Source organism: Ferrovibrio xuzhouensis (assembly GCF_042648965.1).
In the GTDB taxonomy this organism is placed as follows: Bacteria; Pseudomonadota; Alphaproteobacteria; order Ferrovibrionales; family Ferrovibrionaceae; genus Ferrovibrio; species Ferrovibrio xuzhouensis.
The window spans coordinates 103,839-123,015 of sequence record NZ_JBHRYJ010000007.1 but is presented as its reverse complement, the minus strand read 5'-3'; the positions used below and the strand labels follow the sequence as shown (position 1 = coordinate 123,015).

General features: G+C 66.1%; 16 protein-coding genes. 5 read left to right on the top strand and 11 right to left on the bottom strand.

Going from position 1 to position 19,177, the window contains the following annotated elements:
• Positions 1–169 precede the first annotated feature (169 nt).
• Positions 170–481: an FtsB family cell division protein gene (locus ACFOOQ_RS21590; protein ID WP_379729762.1), complete on the bottom strand. Its 312-nt coding sequence runs from the start codon at positions 479–481 to the stop codon at positions 170–172.
• A gap of 240 nt (positions 482–721) precedes the next feature.
• On the opposite strand from ACFOOQ_RS21590, the gene ACFOOQ_RS21585 reads away from it, so the two are divergent.
• Positions 722–1,774 (top strand): glutathionylspermidine synthase family protein, encoded by a 1,053-nt coding sequence (locus ACFOOQ_RS21585; protein ID WP_379729761.1) that lies wholly within the window; start codon positions 722–724, stop codon positions 1,772–1,774.
• A gap of 19 nt (positions 1,775–1,793) precedes the next feature.
• Here the strand turns inward: ACFOOQ_RS21585 and ACFOOQ_RS21580 are convergent, their stop codons facing one another.
• From ACFOOQ_RS21580 to ACFOOQ_RS21565, 4 genes are all read right to left on the bottom strand, one after another.
• Positions 1,794–2,153, bottom strand: coding sequence for a hypothetical protein (locus tag ACFOOQ_RS21580; RefSeq protein ID WP_379729760.1), 360 nt, complete (start codon positions 2,151–2,153; stop codon positions 1,794–1,796).
• 1 nt (position 2,154) lies between these two features.
• Positions 2,155–3,435: a phosphopyruvate hydratase gene (gene eno / locus ACFOOQ_RS21575; protein WP_379729759.1), complete on the bottom strand. Its 1,281-nt coding sequence runs from the start codon at positions 3,433–3,435 to the stop codon at positions 2,155–2,157.
• Positions 3,436–3,586: 151 nt separating this feature from the next.
• Positions 3,587–3,955: a DMT family protein gene (locus tag ACFOOQ_RS21570; RefSeq protein WP_379729758.1), complete on the bottom strand. Its 369-nt coding sequence runs from the start codon at positions 3,953–3,955 to the stop codon at positions 3,587–3,589.
• Positions 3,956–4,039: 84 nt separating this feature from the next.
• Entirely contained in the window at positions 4,040–5,914 is a 1,875-nt protein-coding gene (locus tag ACFOOQ_RS21565) for a chloride channel protein (protein WP_379729757.1), read from the bottom strand.
• A gap of 548 nt (positions 5,915–6,462) precedes the next feature.
• Between ACFOOQ_RS21565 and ACFOOQ_RS21560 the strand changes: the two genes are divergently transcribed.
• Positions 6,463–6,885, top strand: a complete 423-nt coding sequence (locus ACFOOQ_RS21560) for a hypothetical protein (RefSeq protein ID WP_379729756.1) — start codon at positions 6,463–6,465, stop codon at positions 6,883–6,885.
• Between the two features lie 89 nt (positions 6,886–6,974).
• Here the strand turns inward: ACFOOQ_RS21560 and kdsA are convergent, their stop codons facing one another.
• The 3 genes from kdsA to secG form a co-directional block, all read right to left on the bottom strand.
• Positions 6,975–7,835 (bottom strand): 3-deoxy-8-phosphooctulonate synthase, encoded by an 861-nt coding sequence (gene kdsA, locus ACFOOQ_RS21555; protein WP_379729755.1) that lies wholly within the window; start codon positions 7,833–7,835, stop codon positions 6,975–6,977.
• Between the two features lie 200 nt (positions 7,836–8,035).
• Entirely contained in the window at positions 8,036–9,667 is a 1,632-nt protein-coding gene (locus tag ACFOOQ_RS21550) for a CTP synthase (RefSeq protein ID WP_379729754.1), read from the bottom strand.
• Positions 9,668–9,766: 99 nt separating this feature from the next.
• Entirely contained in the window at positions 9,767–10,093 is a 327-nt protein-coding gene (secG, locus tag ACFOOQ_RS21545; protein WP_379729753.1) for a preprotein translocase subunit SecG, read from the bottom strand.
• A 218-nt stretch (positions 10,094–10,311) separates the two neighbouring features.
• On the opposite strand from secG, the gene ACFOOQ_RS21540 reads away from it, so the two are divergent.
• Complete coding sequence (locus ACFOOQ_RS21540; RefSeq protein WP_379729752.1) at positions 10,312–12,585, top strand: methyl-accepting chemotaxis protein; 2,274 nt, start codon at positions 10,312–10,314, stop codon at positions 12,583–12,585.
• Positions 12,586–12,604: 19 nt separating this feature from the next.
• Here the strand turns inward: ACFOOQ_RS21540 and ACFOOQ_RS21535 are convergent, their stop codons facing one another.
• Entirely contained in the window at positions 12,605–14,101 is a 1,497-nt protein-coding gene (locus tag ACFOOQ_RS21535) for a DASS family sodium-coupled anion symporter (RefSeq protein WP_379729751.1), read from the bottom strand.
• A gap of 201 nt (positions 14,102–14,302) precedes the next feature.
• Between ACFOOQ_RS21535 and ACFOOQ_RS21530 the strand changes: the two genes are divergently transcribed.
• The gene (locus ACFOOQ_RS21530) at positions 14,303–15,256 is read left to right on the top strand and encodes a 2-hydroxyacid dehydrogenase (RefSeq protein WP_379729750.1); all 954 of its coding nucleotides are present in this window, start codon (positions 14,303–14,305) and stop codon (positions 15,254–15,256) included.
• Here ACFOOQ_RS21530 and ACFOOQ_RS21525 read toward each other — a convergent pair.
• Positions 15,243–16,289 carry a lysine-2,3-aminomutase-like protein gene (locus tag ACFOOQ_RS21525; protein ID WP_379729749.1) on the bottom strand — a complete coding sequence of 349 codons (1,047 nt, stop codon included), beginning with the start codon at positions 16,287–16,289 and terminating at the stop codon, positions 15,243–15,245. The two genes, ACFOOQ_RS21530 and ACFOOQ_RS21525, sit on opposite strands and share 14 nt — an antisense overlap.
• A 9-nt stretch (positions 16,290–16,298) precedes the next feature.
• Positions 16,299–17,069, bottom strand: a complete 771-nt coding sequence (tpiA, locus tag ACFOOQ_RS21520; protein WP_379729747.1) for a triose-phosphate isomerase — start codon at positions 17,067–17,069, stop codon at positions 16,299–16,301.
• 198 nt (positions 17,070–17,267) lie between these two features.
• Between tpiA and ACFOOQ_RS21515 the strand changes: the two genes are divergently transcribed.
• Positions 17,268–19,169, top strand: coding sequence for a SurA N-terminal domain-containing protein (locus ACFOOQ_RS21515; RefSeq protein ID WP_379729746.1), 1,902 nt, complete (start codon positions 17,268–17,270; stop codon positions 19,167–19,169).
• Positions 19,170–19,177 lie beyond the last annotated feature (8 nt).

The following is a 19,177-nucleotide window of genomic DNA, read 5'->3' as shown; positions in this document are numbered from 1 at the left end:
CCTCCCGGCTTAACGCTACGGCACACTCGGGTGCATATAGAGCATGCGGGCCTGAAAACGACCCGGCTGGAGGCGCAAGATGGCGGCTAACTTTAGTTAAAACAAGGCGTTTTCAAAGATTAACCTGATTTCGGTTAATCGACGCAATTCCATTTCCTCGGGCGCCCACTCAGCGTCCAAGTATTACCAGATCATGGGGCTTGATCATACCCAGAACCCGCCGCGACTGCTCTTCCAGCATGTCGGTATCCAGCCCGCTCTCGCGCAGCAGGCCGGTGCGCCGCTCCAGCACCTGGCGTTCGGCAGTCACCGCCGCCAGCGCCGTTTCGGTCTGCTGGATCTGCAGGGTCAGGCGCGTATAGGCATTGATGCCGCGGTCGCCCTCGACGGCGTGGTAGCAGAAATAGCCGATCGCCGCGAAACAGATGACGGGAACGATGGCCGAAAGGGAATGCCGGCGGATTTCACTGTATGCGCTCATGGCGGGAATCGAATCATATCCGAGTCGCCGGGTCAATCCCTTTCGTTAACGAGGCGGCGATTCTGACCATTGAGTCAAAGTGTTATGGAACCGACTCGAGCTCCGGAGGACCGCCCATTCCCTTTCACCCGGCCGGGAGCTATCTAGGCTGTCATGTGGGACTCTCGCCCGATCCGCTGCCCCGCCCCGGCCCGCCGCAAGCCGGCCGGCCGGCCGTCAGTCCGTCGCTGAGGACCGCCCATGCACCGCCTTGCCGTCGCCCCCAATGCGGAATGGCCCGAGCGCGCCGGCGAACTCGGCTATACCTCGCTCGATGCGGCCGGCGCTTCCTGCTGGTGCGAGGACGCCGCCTACTGCTTCAGCTCCGGCCAGATCGACCAGCTCGACGCCGCCGCCCAGCGGCTGGAAGACATGTGCCTCGACCTCGTCGACGACGTGGTCTGTCGCGGCGACTACGAAGCCTTCCGCCTGTCGGACACCGCCTGCGCACTGGTCGAGGACTCCTGGCGCCGGCAGGACAAGAATCTCTATGGCCGCTTCGATTTTGCCTGGGACGGCCGCGACGCGCCGATGCTGCTCGACTATCGCGCCGACGCGCCGACCGAACTCTACGAGTCGAGCGTGGTGCAATGGGAATGGCTGCATAACTACTGTTCGCACTGCGACCAGTTCAACGGCATCCACGAAACTCTGATCGAGGCGTGGAAGAGTTTCGGTCTCTGGGGCCATCGCGTGCATTTCGCCTGCTCGCGCGATGCCGCCGCCGATCTCGGCACGGTTGATTACCTGCGCGACACGGCACTGCAGGCCGGCCTCGATACCGGCCGCCTGTTCATCGACGAGATCCGCTGGAACGGCAAGCGCTTCACCGACCTGACGGCCAAGCCGATCACCGTGCTGTTCAAGCTGTATCCCTGGGATCGCATGCTGCAGGAAAGCTTTGCCGGCCGCATCGGCTCGTCGGGCATGCGGCTGATCGAACCGGCCTGGAAGATGCTGCTGTCCGGCGGCAACCTGCTGCCGGCGCTGTGGCAGCGCTGGCCCGATCATGAAAACCTGCTGCCCGCCAGCACGGACCGCGATGCCATCCGCGGCGCAAAGCTGCCGACCCTGGCACAAGGTGGCGCGACGCCGGCATGGCGGCAGGTCATCGACCTGCCCTGCTTCGACGGCTTCTATCCGGTGCTCGGCGTCTGGGTGGTGGCTTCGCGGCCCTGCGGGCTCGGCATCCGCGAGACCCGCAGCCCGACCGGCGGCAACACCGACCGCTTCGTGCCGCATCTTTTCGAATAAAGCCGATCCGACGCCGCCTTCAGCGGCAGCGCACCAGCAGGCGGTCGGATTCGATGGTCTCGTCGAAGACGATGAGCTTGTTGGGCGCCATCTCCATCACCACCAGCGCCAGCTCGCGGTCGGGTTCATTGGCATCCAGCAGGATGATGTGGTCGCGCTCGGTACGGAAGCGGCCCTCATGGGGATCGCCCTCGTCGAGGGTCGAGCGGTAGCCGCCCTCAGGCGTGAACTCCAGCATCTCGCCGGCACTGCAGGCTTCCGCACTCATGCCCCAGCGGCCGAGGATCATACCCGGCCGCACCGTCACGGTCTCGGCCGCCGCCGCCGCGCCCCCCAGGAGCGCGACGGTCAGCGTTGCGATGGCGGCGAGACGGCGCAACTCAGCGCCGCTTCAGGGCAGCAAAGCCCGGATACTTCGCGGAGCCTTCGAGCTCCTGCTCGATGCGGATCAGCTGGTTGTATTTGGCCATGCGGTCAGAACGGGCCAGCGAGCCGGTCTTGATCTGGCCGCAGTTGGTGGCGACGGCAAGATCGGCAATCGTGCTGTCCTCGGTCTCGCCCGAACGATGCGACATCACGGCGCGATAGCCGTTCTTGTGGGCGAGCTCGACGGCTTCCAGGGTTTCGCTGAGCGTGCCGATCTGGTTCACCTTGACAAGGATCGCATTGGCGACGCCCTTGTCGATGCCATCGGCCAGCCGCTTCGGGTTGGTGACGAACAGGTCGTCGCCGACCAGCTGGCATTTGCCGCCGATCATGTCGGTCAGCTCTTTCCAGCCGGCCCAGTCGTCCTCGGCCATGCCGTCCTCGATGGAGACGATGGGATAATCGCCGACCAGCGTCTGCCAGTATTTCGCCATCTCGACCGGGCTCAGCTTCAGCCCCTCGCCGTCCAGATGATACTTGCCGTCCTTGAAGAACTCGGTGCTGGCGGCATCCAGCGCGATCATCACGTCCTTGCCCGCCTTGTAGCCGGCGGCCTCGATGGCCTGCATGATGAAGTCGAGCGCGCCGCGGGTCGACGGCAGGTTCGGCGCGAAGCCGCCCTCGTCGCCGACATTGGTGTTGTGGCCGGCGTCCTTCAGCTTTTTCTTCAGCGTGTGGAACACCTCGGCGCCCATGCGAACCGCATCGGCGACGGTGCCGGCGGCTACCGGCATGATCATGAATTCCTGCACGTCGATCGGATTGTCGGCATGGGCGCCGCCGTTGATGATGTTCATCATCGGCACCGGCAGGACATGGGCCGCGGCGCCGCCGACATAGCGGTAGAGCGGCAGGCCGGCCTCTTCGGCGGCCGCCTTTGCGACTGCAAGGCTCACGCCCAGAATCGCGTTTGCACCGAGCCGATTCTTGTTCGGCGTGCCGTCCAGCGCGATCATCATGTGATCGAGTTTAAGCTGCTCGGCGGCATCGATGCCCGACAGGGCATCGTAGATCTCGCCGTTCACGGCAGCGACCGCCTTCAGCACGCCCTTGCCGAGATAACGCGTCTTGTCGCCATCGCGCAGTTCCATCGCCTCATGGGCGCCGGTCGAGGCGCCCGAGGGCACGGCCGCACGGCCCATTGCGCCGGATTCGAGATGCACGTCGACCTCGACGGTCGGATTGCCGCGGGAATCGAGAATTTCGCGGGCGACGATGTCGGTGATGCCGCTCATGGCGGGAAACCCCTTCTGGAAGGCTCAGGTGGAAGACGGAAAACCGCTGGCAGGGATAGCCCGGCCAAGCCCGTGGAGCAAGGCCCGGGCCGGTGACCGGCGGGAGCCGGAGGCCGGTTTTCCGCGATTTCCGGCATGATCAGCCCCATGATTACCCGTTGATCGGGCCGCGGAAAATGAACCAGGCCCCCACCCCGATGAAAACGAAACCAACGGCGTAATTCCAGGTGAAGGGCTGCTTCAGGTACAGCACGGAGAAGACGGCGAAGACCAGCAGGGTGACGACCTCCTGGATGGTCTTGAGTTCGGCGGCGGAATAGACGCTGGAGCCCCAGCGGTTGGCCGGCACCGCGAACCAGTATTCGAAAAAGGCGAGGCCCCAGCTGGTCAGCACCACGATCCACAGGGCTTCGCTTTTGTATTTCAGGTGGCCGTACCAGGCGAAGGTCATGAACAGGTTGGAGACCATCAGCATGGCGATCGGCACCAGCCGAGCGTAGGGAGCGAGGATTTCGGGCATGACGTCGGTGACTTCCGGAGGGGCGGGAAAGCTGCAGTATCCCGGAGGAATGGGGCGAAATCCAGCCCGCCCGACATCGTCCGGTCAGTCGCGGTAGCCGACATCCTCGCGGCGCATGCGCTCGGCCTCGGCGTAATAGCGCTTGTGCACATCCGCCTCATGGACGCAGCCGATCAACAGCCGCGGCCGGTCGCCGCCAGCCACCACGGCAATGGCGTCGACATCGGTGCGGTCGAACAGGTCGGGCAGGATGCTGATGCGGTCGGTCGGCCGCACCGTAAACGGCTGCGGCCGCATCAGGTCGGCGACATGCTTGCCCTCGGCGCCTTCGAGGATCGCCGCATTGGTGTCGTTGACGTCGACCACCCCGGCGAAACTGCCGTCTTCCTCGACGGCAAAGGCGATGGTCTTGCGACCGAACAGGAACAGGCTGGCCAGGGTTTCGACATCCAGGGTCACCGGCACCCGCAGGATATCGGCGTCGACGATCTCGCGCACCTTCAGCTCGTAGAGCCGGCCGACATCATGGGCGCCGCGCAGGTCGAGGCCCTTGAGGTGGAAACGCCAGGTGGCAAACGAATAGCCGAACCAGCGGCGCGTCACCAGCGAGGCGACCACCACGCCGATGGCGACCGCGATGGTGACGGAATATTCCTGGGTAGTCTCGAAGGCGAGCAGGATCATGGCGAGCGGCGCGCCGATGATCGAGGCCGCCACCGCGCCCATGCCGACCACGGCATAGACGATGGCGTTCGGTGCCAGCGCCGGGGCGACCAAGCTGAGCGTTCCGCCGATGGCGGCGCCATACAGGCTGCCGAGGAACAGCGAGGCGCTGAACAGACCGCCGGTGAAGCCGCTGCCGATGCTGATCGCCGAGGCCAGGCATTTCGCTGCCATCAGGGTGAACAGCACCACCAGCGGCAGGTTCTGGTGCAGCACCTGTTCGATGCCGCCATGGCCCGAACCCAGCACATAGGGGAATTCCATCGCCAGCAGGCCGAGCAGCAGGCCGCCGACTGCCGGCCGCAGCCAGTCCGGTGTACGGAGGCGGCGAAAGCCGGCGTCGATCACGGTGGCGGCGCGCATGGCGGTGACGCCGACCATGGCGGCGCCGATGCCGATGGCGCCGAAGATCAGGTATTCGGCGCTGCCGATCTGCGGCTGGATCGACAGGTAGAAGATCGCCGAATTGCCGAACACCGACTGCGCCACCAGCGTACCGGCGATGGCGGCAATCGATACTGGCGCCAGCGCGGTGATCGCATAGCTGCCGAGCACCAGTTCGAGCGCATAGAAGATGCCGGCCAGCGGCGCGTTGAAGGCGGCGCCGATGGCGGCGGCCGCGCCGCTCGCCACCATGATGCGCAGCCAGTGGCGGGTCAGCTGCAGCTTGCGGCCGGTCGAGCTGAACAGGCTGGAGCCGATCTGGGTGATCGCCGCCTCGATGCCGACCGAGGCCCCCGCGCCCAGCGACAGCAGGGTCTTGCCGACAATGAGCAGGCTGTCGCGGAACGACATGCGGCCGCCATGCAGGGCATTGGCCTCGATGGCGTCGACGATCTCGTGCTTCAGCAGGCGTTTCTGCGCGTAGGTGACCAGCCCGACCAGCAGGCCGCCGGCAATCGGTACGGCCAGCAACCGCCACGGGTCATGGGCGGCAATCTGCACCCAGCCGCGTTCGATGGAAAAGCCGAAGGCGCCATGCTGGACCAGCGACACCACCTGGCGCAGGGCCGCCACCGTGCTGCCGACCACGGAGCCCAGTACCAGTGCCAGCGGCAGCAGCACCAGCTCCTCCTCGCGGATCAGCCGGCGCAGGTAGCGTACCCGCGCCTCGATCCAGATCGCCGCCGCCGCCCGGCGGGCGCGCAGCCGGACCCTGAGCGAGGCCTTGGACGGCAGGTCGGCCGGCGTGTCGGCAACGGCCGGCGCATCGGGCGGCAAAGCCGTCTCGCCCACCGGGACATGGCCACTATCTGCCGGAGCGCTGTCCGCCGCCGGCCTGTGACCAGGCGGCGCCGTATCCTCGTTGGCCGGCACGCCAGTTGCGACAGCTGGGGGGGCGACGGATGGGGGCGCGACCGGGGGGGACGACGCCGGCGCCACATCGCCCATGGCCTCAGCCGGGGCGGACTCGCCGGCCGGAGGTGTGCTGGGGGATGTCTTGCGCCAGGGCCACATGGGGGACGGCCATTAAAAGTGAAGAAAGCGGGAAAAACGGACGGAGGCCGGCCGGGACAGGCCCTGCCGGCGGTTCAACTATGGTCAGGGACCATAGGGCAAATTAAGGCGCATCTATGATGAAACAGTGTCGCAGCCGGATTTTTCTCCGCCGCGCGCCGGCCGGGCCGCGAAATCCGCCCGCCTCTGCCGGAAAGGTCGGGGCGAGACCCCGGGCCTCTCCCACTCGTCATGCCCGGGCTTGACCCGGGCATCCACGTCGTGAACCCTTAAGTACTCGTACGTTACAATTGTTATTTCTGCCTCATCGGGGCAAAGGTAGCCACATGGATACTGCGATCATTGTCGCTGTGATTTCGGCCGCCGCAGCGCTAATCGTGCAAGCGGTCTCATCTTTCCTCACACGATCGAGGGAACGGGAGGCAGATTGGCGCAAACAACGTTTAGAGTATTACCGCAGATATTTTGAACTATTGAATAAAGTCGTTGCGACCAAGCCTACAGACATCGAGCGCAAAGAGTATGCCATCGCATGTAGTGCTTTGTATCTAGTGGCACCAAGCGACGTGATGATGGCTATGAAAGAGTTTCAAGACAAAAGAGATCATCCCCGTGCGGAACGGGAAAAATTGCTCGGAAACATTGTCTGGGTAATTCGCAAGGACCTTGGTTTTCCTCCTTCCGATAACCAAGATGGCTTTGATGTCCGCTTATGGGGCATCAACGAAACAGACCACAAGCGCAAATAAACTTGCCTGCACTTAGACGTGGATGGCCGGGTCAAGCCCGGCCATGACGATTTTCTGAAAGACCGGGGGAGTAACCGCTGTCTTAGGTGTCAGTGCCCGGCTTTGGCCAGGTGGTCGAATTCGAGCAGCTGTTCGAGGATCGGTTCCAGCCTGTCGAAGTGCACCATGTTGGGACCGTCGGACGGCGCGCTGTCCGGGTCCCTGTGGGTTTCCATGAACACGGCAGCCACGCCGATGGCGACGGCGCCACGGGCGAGGATCGGCACGAAGCGGCGGTCGCCGCCGGACGCCGTACCCTTGCCACCGGGCTGCTGCACCGAATGCGTCGCGTCGAACACGACGGGGCACCCGGTCTCGGCCATGATCGGCAGGGCGCGCATGTCGTTGACCAGCGTGTTGTAGCCGAACGAGGCGCCGCGTTCGCAGAGCATGACGTTCGGGTTGCCGGCATGGTCGAACTTCTCGACGATGTTCTTCATGTCCCAGGGCGCGAGGAACTGGCCCTTCTTGACGTTGACCGGCAGGCCGGTCTGGGCGGCAGCGACCAGCAGATCGGTCTGCCGGCACAGGAAGGCCGGGATCTGCAGCAGGTCGACATGGGGCGCCACGGCGCGGCACTGCTCTTCGGTATGCACGTCGGTGATGACCGGGACCCTGATCTCGCTGCGCACCGCGTCGAAGACCGGGATTGCGTTTTCCAGACCGAAGCCGCGGTTGGAATGGATCGAGGTGCGGTTCGCCTTGTCGAAGGAAGTCTTGTAGATGAAGTTGATGCCGAGCCTGTCGGTCAGCTCTTTCAGGCTGCCCGCCATGTCCAGCGCATGCTCGCGGCTTTCCATGGCGCAGGGGCCGGCCAGCAGGGTGAGCGGCAGGTCGTTACCGATCTCGAATTCGCCGACCTTCACATGACGGACCGGGTTGTTCTGGCCGGGGTTCTGGGTGTCGCTCATGCCGCCTGGCTCCTGCTCTGGCCCCTTGCTGACACTTTACCGGGTCAGGGCCCGCCTGTCCCGAGCTGACATAAGTCAGATCGGTTAATAAACCACCGCCGGAAGCACTGCCCCCTTTGCCCGTCACCCTCGGGCTTGACCCGAGGGTCCCATTAAATGGGATGCCCGGGTCAAGCCCGGGCATGACAAGAGGACAACGATCACACCAGTCGGGACTGCTCCAGTGCCGCCTTCACAAAGCTGGCAAACAGCGGATGCGGCTCGAACGGCTTGGACTTCAGCTCCGGATGGTACTGCACGCCGATGAACCAGGGGTGATCCGGCAGTTCGACGATCTCGGGCAGCAGGCCGTCAGGCGACATGCCGGAGAAGACCAGGCCGCAGGCCTCGAGCTTTTCGCGATACTTGGTGTTGACCTCGTAGCGGTGGCGGTGGCGTTCGGAGATCGCCGTGCTGCCGTAGATCTCCGCCACCCGGCTGCCGGACATCAGGGCCGCCTCGTAGGCGCCGAGCCGCATGGTACCGCCGAGGTCGCCGGCGCGGCTGCGCTGCTCCAGTTCGTTGCCGCGCATCCATTCGGTCATCAGGCCGACCAGCGGCTCGTCGGTCGGGCCGAATTCGGTCGAGCTGGCTTTTTTGATCCCTGCCTTGGATCGGGCGTATTCGATCACCGCCATCTGCATGCCGAAGCAGATGCCGAAATACGGCACCTGGCGTTCACGCGCGAAGGTCACCGCGCGGATCTTGCCTTCCGAGCCGCGCTCGCCGAAGCCGCCCGGCACCAGGATGGCATGCACGCCATCCAGCGCGGCCAGCGCCGTCTCGTCCTGCTCGAAGATCTCGGACTCGATCCACTCGATGTTGACCTTGACGTTGTTGGCGATGCCGCCATGCACCAGCGCCTCGGCCAGCGACTTGTAGGCGTCCTTGAGGCCGGTGTACTTGCCGACGATGGCGATCTTGACCTTGCCTTCCGGCATGGTGACGCGCTGGACGATATTCTGCCAGGTGGTGAGGTCCGGCTCCTGCGAGACATCCTCGCCGAAGGCCTTCAGCACCTGCACGTCCAGACCCGCCTCGTGATAGGACAGCGGCGCCGCATAGATGGTGTCGACGTCCAGCGCCGGGATCACCGCCTCTTCGCGGACGTTGCAGAACAGCGCCATCTTCTTGCGGTCGCCCTGCGGGATCTCGCGGTCGGCGCGGCACAGCAGGATGTCGGGCTGGATGCCGATCGAGCGCAGCTCCTTGACGGAGTGCTGCGTGGGCTTGGTCTTCAGCTCGCCCGAGGCGGCGATGAAGGGCACCAGCGTGCAGTGGATGTAGACCGCCTGGCCGCGGCCGGCCTCGAGGCCGAACTGGCGGATCGCCTCCAGGAACGGCAGGCTCTCGATGTCGCCGACGGTGCCGCCGACCTCGACCAGCATGAAATCGACGCCCTCGCGGTCGTCGGCAATGAATTCCTTGATGGCGTCGGTGATATGCGGGATCACCTGCACGGTGCCGCCGAGATAGTCGCCGCGGCGTTCCTTGGCGATCACCGTCTGGTAGATGCGGCCGGTGGTGATGTTGTCGGTCTTGCGCCCCGGCACCCCGGTGAAGCGCTCGTAATGGCCGAGGTCGAGGTCGGTCTCGGCCCCGTCATCGGTGACGAAGACCTCGCCATGCTGATACGGGCTCATGGTGCCCGGATCGACATTGATATAGGGGTCGAGCTTGCGCAGCCGCACGGTATAGCCGCGAGCCTGCAGCAGCGCACCGAGCGCCGCCGAAGCCAGACCTTTTCCGAGGGAGGAAACCACGCCGCCGGTGATGAAGATGTACCGCGTCATGGGCTTCCTGTTTAACTGATTCATCCGACACAAAAAAGGGCTTTGCGCGCCGCGGCGCGCGATTTCACAGGACTGAAATTATTCTTTCAGACCAGAGGGTTACTTGGAAAGCGGAACGCTCGGCTGGGCCGGGGCGGCCGGCTGGGCCGGCTGCTGCACCGGCGCGGACGTCGCCGGCAGGTCGAGAATCGAGCGCGGCTTGGAGTGGCTGCCGGCGATAAAGGCCAGCGCGATGCTGGTGCAGATGAATAGGGTGGCGAGGACCGCAGTCGCGCGGGTCAGCAGATTCGCCTGGCCGCGGGCCGACATGAAACCGCCGCCGCCGCCGCCGATGCCAAGCGCACCACCTTCCGAGCGCTGCATCAGGATCACGCCGATCAGCGCCAGCGCGAGCAGGATATGCACCACAAGAAGGAAGGTCATCATCGGTCCGGTCTCCGCGACATAAAGTCGGGGGGCTTTTACACCCTGTAGCCAATGAGGAAAAGCCCTTGGCGACTCAACTCCCCGGCACCTGTCCCGGTCCGGTGTCCGGAACGGCCGGTCTGCGGTTTTCCGCCCTTTCCGGCGTGGCCGGCCCGAGACTTCTCCCCTGCCCCGGTTTCGCCTATAGCTGAGGCATAAAACACAGGGAGGACAATGGGATGGGGATTCGCCAGAAGCTCAATGGCGCCGTTGCAGTGCTGGCCGCCATGGCGGTCCTGAGCAATGTGGTTGCCGGGCTGTTCTTCATCCGCGTCCAGCACACCTACGGCACCGTGGTCGACGTCAACCTGCCGGCCGTCAGCTCCGCCCTCAACCTGTCGGCCATCAGCGCCGAACTCGCCGCCGGCGCTCCTGCACTGGCCTCGGTCAACACCGATGCCGAGCGCGAGCAGGTTTTCACGGCGCTGACCGGCAAGCAGGAGCGCCTGGGGCAGACCGTCAATGTGCTAAAGCTCGGCGGGGCCGATCCGGCGAAGATCGAGGAGATCGAGAAGACCATCACGTTCCTGTCCGGCCGCATCGCCCAGGTCAACCGCTCGACCAAGGCGCGGCTCGACTGGGCCGGCCAGCGCCAGACCCTGGTGCACGCGCTGGGTAAGGATTTCGCCGCCTTCCAGACCCTGATCGGCCCGGCGACGGAAAAGGCCATGCAGGAACTGTCCGCCGGCCAGAGCCGCCCCGGCATGGTGGCGGCGGCCCGCGGCCTGATGGATACCGCGGCCTCGGTCAACGAAATGATCGGCGTGCTCAACGTCGCCGCCCAGGCCAATGGCTATGATGAACTCACCACGCTGGCCCAGAGCTTCACCAAGCTGAACAACGACATCCTGCACGACATTGACACGGCCGCCACCCAGATTTCGGTCGACCAGATCCGCCCGGCCGCCGCCAAGCTGACCGCCTATGGCAGCGGCGCCGACAGCATCTTCGACATGCGCCGCAGCGAGCTGCGCAGCGGCAACACCGTGCAGATCGCGCTGAAGCAGGCTCGCGATTCCGCCGCCGAACTGTCGGCCAAGGTCGAAGAGGTGGTCGGCGGCGCCAATGCCGATACCGACACCGCCTCGGCCTCGGCCAAGCGCCAGGTGATGATTGCCCAGGTCGCCCTGGTGGTGATCACCTTGTGCAGCCTGCTCGGCGCCGCGATCATCGGCTATGTCTTCGTCGGCCGGCAGATCAGCGCGCCGGTGATCCGGCTGACCGCGGCGATGCGCCGGCTGGCCGAACGTGACTGGTCGGTCGATCTGGCCGGCATGGAGCGCAGGGACGAGATCGGCGACATGGCCCGCGCGGTGGCCGTGTTCAAGTCGTCGGGTCTGGAAAACGAACGCCTGCAGGGCGAGGTCGAGACCGGCCGCAAGGCCTTCGAGCAGGAACGCGCGGCCCAGGAACAGGTGCTGCAGCAGGCGGTCGGCCAGATCGTCGCCGCGGCGGCGGCCGGCGACCTCACCCGCCGCATCGATGCCGATACCCTGCAGGGTGTGATGCACGACCTCGGTGTCGGGGTGAACAGCCTGCTCGACACCGTCGAACGCGCGCTGACCGATCTCGGCGCCATGCTCGGCACCATGGCCCAAGGCGACCTGAGCCACCGCATCGACGGCGACCACCAGGGCCTGTTCGCCCGGCTGGCGCAGGATGCCAACTCGCTGGCCGAGAAACTGTCGGAGATCGTCGGCCGGCTGGTCACCGCCGCCGGCACGGTGCGCGACGCCTCGTCGGAAATCTCCACCGGCAGCCACGACCTGGCCCAGCGTACCGAACAGCAGGCCGTCAGCCTGCGGCGCACGGCCGCATCGATGGAGGAAATCACCGCCACCGTGCGGCATAATGCCGACAATGCGCGGCAGGCCAGCCAGCTTGCCGGCGAAGCGCGCGAGACCGCCGGCCGCGGCGGCAAGGTAGCCGACGATGCCGTTGCAGCGATGCAGCAGATCGAGGGCAGCGCGCAGAAGATCGTCGACATCGTCTCGCTGATCGACGAGATCGCCTTCCAGACCAACCTGCTGGCCCTGAATGCCTCAGTCGAGGCCGCCCGCGCCGGCGAGGCCGGCAAGGGGTTCGCCGTGGTGGCGCAGGAAGTGCGCGGCCTGGCCCAGCGTTCGGCCAGCGCGTCGAAGGACATCAAGGCACTGATCACAGAATCGAACGCCCAGGTCAAGACCGGCGCGCAGCTGGTCAACCAGGCCGGCCAGTCGCTCGGCGAGATCGTCGATGCGGTGCGCCGCGTCGCCGGCATCATCGAGGAGATCGCGTCGGCCAGCCAGGAACAGGCGACCGGCCTCGACGAGATCAACGATGCCGTGACCCAGATGGACGAGATGACCCAGCGCAACGGCGCGCTGGTCGAGGAAACCACCGCCTCGGCCCAGTCGCTGAACGATCAGGCCCGCGCGCTGGCGGACTCGATCACCTTCTTCCGGCTCGGCTGAGGCGGAGGATGCGGCGGCCCTAGACGTAACCGAGCCAGCGCCACCAGGTGACGCCGAGCAGCAGCACCAGCGCGAAGGCGACCAAGGTGATGACAAGGCCGGTGCGGATAAAGTCCCGCACTTCGAAGGTTTCGGTGCCATAGCCGACCATGTTCTGCGGCGAGTTGACCACCAGGATGAAGCCGAAGCTGACCACATACTGCAGCAGCATGGTCATGCCGACGATGTTGATGCCCGGCGTCGACACATTCTGCAGCACGGCGATGACAATCGGGATCATCGCCGAGGCAAGCGCCGTGGCGCTGGCGAAACCGAGGTGGATCACGATCAGGAACAGGCCAAGAGCGAACAGGATGAAGAAGGCAGTCGCCTGCGCCAGGCCGAGCTGTGCGACCAGAATTTGGGCTAGCCAGCCGGCGCCTTTCGTCTGCAGCAGCGCTGTGCCGAGGCTGATGCCGATGCCGAACAGCACGATGGTGCCCCACGGAATCTTCGGCTGCGCCTCCTTCCAGGTCATGATGCCGATGCCCGGCAGGAACATCAGCGCCACGGCGACAATGGTGGTGGTGCTGGTATCGATCCTGTGCAGCACCCCTTCGGTGGCCCAGAACAGCAACAGGGTCAGCGAGATTGCCAGCAGCTTCTTCTCGGCCGGCTTCATCGGGCCAAGATCGGCCAGTGCCTTGCGGATCGCGTCGCGGCCGCCCGGCACGTTGCGTGCCTCCGGCGGCATCATGCGGGTCATGATGAAATAGAGCGCGACCGACATGATCACACCGAACGGTGCCGCGGCGATGAACCAGTCGAGCCAGGTCACGCTGGCATGCAGCATCTTTTCCATGAAGCCGATGGCGACCATATTCTGGGCGGCGGCGGTCTTGATGCCGACATTCCAGATGCTGGCCGTCTGCACCGTGGTGATCATCATCATGCCGGCGAAGCGGCTGCGCCGCTCGACCCCGAAGGCGGCGATGATGCCGAGCGTGATCGGCACCAGGCAGGCGACACGGGCGGTGGTCGATGGCACCAGGAAGGCGATGACGAAGCCGACCACGATCAGGCCGACCACCACATGGCGGGTATCCGTGCCGACACGAGAGAGGATCGTCAGTGCGATCCGTTTGTCGAGCCCGGTCGAGGTCATGGCCGCCGACAGGAACAGGGCGGCGGCAACCAGCGCGAGGCCGGTCGAGGCAAAGCCGCCGAAGGCCATGCCGAGCCCCCCGGACGTGCCAAGCAGGACATCGGGATGCGCCGGATTGGGCGCAAATCCCAGCAGCAGAGCCATCAGGGCGGCGATGACCACGGCGGAGACGGCGTAATCCAGCGCCTCGGTCATCCACACGATCACGGCGAAAACGAGGATGCCCAGCATGTGATGGCCGGCGACCGTCAGGCCCGCCGGTGTCGGCAGCAGGATCACGACGATCAGCGCGGCCACGGCCAGCAGGAGTTTCCAGTAGCGCCGGATCGGGCCGGGCGCGGCCGGCTGGGTGGCTTGTAGGGCTGTCGACATGGCTGCACCGTAATTTGCATGAACCTGCCGGCAGTTTCGGCGCCGCGATTGCCTGCCGCATTGAGAGAGATCAAGTCCGCGGTTACCGCCACACAACCGGCACAGGAACTATGCGACCCGGCGGAAAGCGGATAGCCTGCCGCCAGCCCCGGATCACACGGGACAGCCTCCACCATTCCTCCCCAGCTCCGAGGTCCCACTGTGCCTGCCGATATCCTGCTGCTGATGGTCAATCTGCCACCGGCCTTCCGCGAGCGTCTGTCCGCGCGCTTCGAAATCCTCGGCCCCTTTCCCCGGCACCCATCCGAGGCACTGTCGCCCGAACAGGCCGGCCGCGTGACAGCCGTTGTCACCTTCGGCTCGCAGGTCAGCGACGCGACGCTGTTCGATGCCCTGCCAAACCTGAAGCTGCTCTGCTGCTGGGGCACCGGCTTCGAGCGCGTCGATCTGGCCGCCGCGAAGGCCCGCGGCATCACCGCCACCCATAACCCCGGGGCCAATGCCACCGCAGTGGCCGACCACGCCATGGCGCTGATGCTGGCCAGCATCCGCCGCGTGGTGCCGACCGATCGCTACATCCGCACCGGCCAGTGGCAGGGCAATGCGGTGACCCGGCTGCCGGTGGTGCGCGGCCTGACCGGCCGCAGGGTCGGCATCTACGGGCTGGGCGCCATCGGCGAGAAGGTGGCGAAGCGCGCCGCCGCCTTCGAGATGGAGATCGGCTACTGCAACCGCCGTAAACGCGACGATGTCGCTTATGCGTATTTTCCTACCCTGCTGGAGCTGGCGACCTGGGCGGATGTTCTGGTGGTCGGCCCGCGCGCCGATGCCGTCACCCACCACAGCGTCAATGCCACGATCTTCCGGGCACTGGGGCCGGACGGCCATGTCATCAACATCGCGCGTGGCAGCATCATCGACGAGGCTGCCCTGATCGAGGCGCTGCAGAACAACGTGATCGCCGGAGCCGGCCTCGATGTCTTCGAACACGAGCCGCAGGTGCCGGAAGCCCTGCGCCAGCTGGAGAATGCGGTGCTGACGCCCCATACCGGCGCCGGCACACAGGAAGCCCGCGAGGCGATGCTGGAGATGACGGTGGCCAACATCGAAGGCTTTTTCGATACCGGCAAAGCACTGGCTCCTATTCCGGAGTGACTGCCGGGTCGTCGTACTGGTGTGAACAGCCCCAGGGATCGGTAACATCCCAGCCTTCGCCGTCGGCGCGGGGTTCGGCATAGACCGGGCCGACCGGCACCTTGCCGTGGCCACCGGGGATATCGAGGATATAGGTCGGCTGCATCAGGCCGGAATGCCGGCCGCGCAAGCCACGCATCAGCGCCTGGCCCTGCTCCAGTGACAGGCGGAAATGCCCGGTGCCGCGCGCAAGGTCGCCGTGATGCAGGTAATGCGGCTTGACCCGGTTGCGCACCATGGCCCGGAACAGGCCGGCCAGCGCGTCCGGCGTGTCGTTGACGCCTTTCAGCAGCACCGACTGGCCCAGCACCGGGATGCCGGCATCGACCAGCCTTGCTATGGCGTCACGGGCCTCGGCCACGAATTCCCGTTCGTGGTTGGCATGCAGCAGCAGCCAGACCGCCTTGTCCCGCCCCCCTGCCCCTTGGCCTGATTTCAGCGCCGCGACCATCTCCGGCGTGATGCGGTTCGGGTCGACCACCGGCACCCGGCTGTGCAGGCGGATCACGCCGAGATGCGGGATCGCCGCCAGCCGCTGCATCACGGCCTGCAACCGGCGCGGCGAGATGATGAGCGGATCGCCGCCGGTCAGGATCACTTCCCAGACGTCCGGGCGGCTTTCGATATAGGCGATCGCCGCATCGAGCTGTTCGGCGCTCAGGCCTTTCGACCCCGGCCCAACCATTTCGCGGCGGAAGCAGAAGCGGCAGTAGACCGGGCAGACGTTGACCAGCTTGAGCAGCAGCCGGTCGGGATAGCGGTGCACGATGCCGGGCAGCGGGCTGTGCGTTTCGTCGCCGATCGGATCGCCGGTCTCATGCGGATGGCTCACCAGTTCGGCCGCATCGGGCAGGAACTGGCGCGCGATGGGATCGGCCGGATCGGACGGGTCGATCTGCGCCTGCAGATGCGGCGTGACGGAGACGGCGAATTGCGCGGCCACCTGCTTCAGTGCCGCGATATGCCCGTCCCGATCCCGGTCCTCAGCGCCCATGCTGCTATCTTACTGCAGGCCCTTGGCGGCTACGATGGGCCAGAAATCGGCCGCCTTCAGGCTGGCGCCACCGACCAGCGCGCCGTCGACATCCGCCACCGCCATCAGCTCGGCGGCATTGTCGGGCTTGACCGAGCCGCCATAGAGGATGCGGAAACCGGCGCCCTCGTCGAAGCGCGCCAGCAGGTCCTTGCGGATTTCGCCATGCACCTCGGCGACCTGCGCCGTGGTCGGCGTGCGGCCGGTGCCGATCGCCCAGACCGGCTCGTAGGCGACCACCGTATTGGCCGCCGTGGCATCGTCAGGCAACGAGCCGCGGATCTGCGCGGTGACCACCTTCAGCGTGGCGCCGGCATCGCGCTCAGCCAGCGTCTCGCCGACGCAGACGATGGCGATGAGGCCGGCCCGATGGGCGGCGGCGGCCTTGGCGCGCACCATTTCGCTGGTCTCGCCATGATCGGCCCGGCGCTCGGAATGGCCGACGATCACATAGGCCGCGCCAGCCTCCTTCAGCATCTCGGCGGCAATATCGCCGGTATGGGCGCCGGACGCCCTGGCATGGCAGTCCTGGCCGCCCACCTTGATCACATCCGCGCCCACGGCCGAATCCTTCAGGGCGTTGGCCATGGCGGCCACCAGCGTGGCCGGCGGGCAGAGCCCCAGTTCGGCGACCGGCCGGCTGGCGGCGGCCTTCTCGGCCAGCGCCCGGGCTTCGCCCAGGCTGGCGGTCAGGCCGTTCATTTTCCAGTTGCCGACGATCAGGGGGCGCCGCGCCGCCATGGGCTCTGTCTCCTTGCGAAAAATCGCGCCTCTCTAGCAATTCTAGCCCGGAAAGGCAAAGCTGGCGGGTTAGCCCGCGGCCTTGCCGCCCGGTGCCTTGCCGGTCCGTCTCCCCGCCTTTAGTATGCCCGGCCATTCCGTCGCCGCCCAGTGACAACGGGCGGAGGCTTTGTTTCGCTTCACTTTTTTGGGTGTTTCATGCTGCAGCAGATGCGTTCCGGCGCGGCTTCCTGGATTGCCAAAGGCCTGATGGTCCTCCTCGTGCTCAGCTTCGGCGCCTGGGGTGTCGCGGACTATATCCGCAACTTCAACACCGGCGGCGACGTCGCCAAGGTCGGCGACCAGGCGATCACCCAGGCCGAATTCTCCGAGTCCTGGCGCCGCGAAGTGTCGACCATGCAGCGCCGCTTCGGCCCGAATTTCAATGCCGAACAGGCCCGCCAGCTCGGCCTCGACGAAACCGTGCTGAACCGCATGGTCGAGGACAAGCTGTACGAGCAGGCCGCCCGCGACATGGGCATCTCGATCAGCGAGAAGGACGTGCGCGACGCCATCATGAACGCGCCGGCCTTCCGGGATCCGTCCGGGCAGTTCAACCGGCTGGCGTTCGAATCCTATCTGCGCAACGAAGGCTATTCCGAAGGCATGCTGGTGGCCGTGCTGCGCGGCGATCTCGCCCGTACCCGCCTGCTCGGCAGCCTGTTCGGCACTGTCACCGGAGCGCCACAGCTGATGACCTATACCATGCTCGGCTACCGGCTGGAGCGCCGGCTGGCCGAATACGTCGTGATCGATGCCGCCAAGCTGCCGCCGCCGGCCGTACCGGCCGACGACAAGATCGAGGACTACTACAAGGCCAACCCGAAGGCCTTCACCGCACCGGAGCGGCGCGACCTGTCGTGGTTCACGCTGACGCCGGAGGACCTCGCCGCCAAGACGGAGGTCAGCGACGCCGAGCTGCATGACGAATACGAGGCCAACAAGCAGGCCTACGAGACGCCGGAAAAGCGCACCGTCGAGCAGGTGGTGTTCACCACCGAGGCCGAGGCCAAGGCCGCCTATGAAGCCGTGCAGAAGGGCGAGGATTTCCTCGCCATGGCCGCGCGCACCCAGAAGCTGAAACCTGCGGATGTCAGCCTCGGCAGCGTCACCAAGGCCGATCTGCCGGCCGCCATCGCCACCCCGATCTTCGCCTTGGCGCCCAATACGGTCAGCCAGCCGGTACGCTCGCCCTTCGGCTGGCATCTGGCCCGCGTCACCGCCGTGCAGCCGGGCAGCACCAAGACTTTCGACCAGGCCAAGGCTGAACTGCATGAACAGATCGCGCTGCGCAAGGCCGGCGATGCCATGGTCAAGCTGCGCGCCAAGATCGACGACCAGATCGCCGGCGGCGCCATGCTGGACGAGATCGCCAAGACCGATGGCGCTACCGTCAAGACGGTGGCTAACATCGATGCCGGCGGCAAGGACAAGGCCGGCAAGCCGACCGCCGACCTGCCGCAGAGCCGGGACTTCCTCACTCAGGCCTTCGACATGGCCGACAACAGCGAACCGCAGATCGTCGATCTCGCCGGTGGCGGCCTCGCCGTGGTCAAGGCGACCGGGATCACGCCTGCCGCCGTGCGGCCGCTGGCTGAAGTAAAGGATGACGTGGTCAAGGCGCTGCTGCAGCGTGCCCGTGCCACCGCCGCCCAGGACAAGGCCAAGGAAATCGCCGATGCCGTGCGCGGCGGCGGCGACCTTGCGCGGCTCGCCGCGGCAGCCGGCGCCGTCGTGCAGCTCAGCCCGCCGCTGCTGCGCAGCGGCCAGCCGGCCGACCGCAACGTCTCGCCGGTGCTGGTCTCGGCGCTGTTCGGCGCCAAGGCGGTGGGCGATGTCGTCACCGGCCCCGCCACGACACCCGGCGGTGCCGTCGTGGCGCGGCTCAGCGGCATCCAGCCCGCCGATCCGGCCGACCTTGCCAAGCAGACCGATGCGGTCTCGCAGCAGCTCGGCGGCGGCATGGCGCAGGACCTGGTGCAGGAATACCGCCAGGTGCTGCAGGCCGAATACGGCGTCAAGATCGACGCCACGGCCCGCGCCCGTGCCGCCGGGTTGTAACGCCTCAG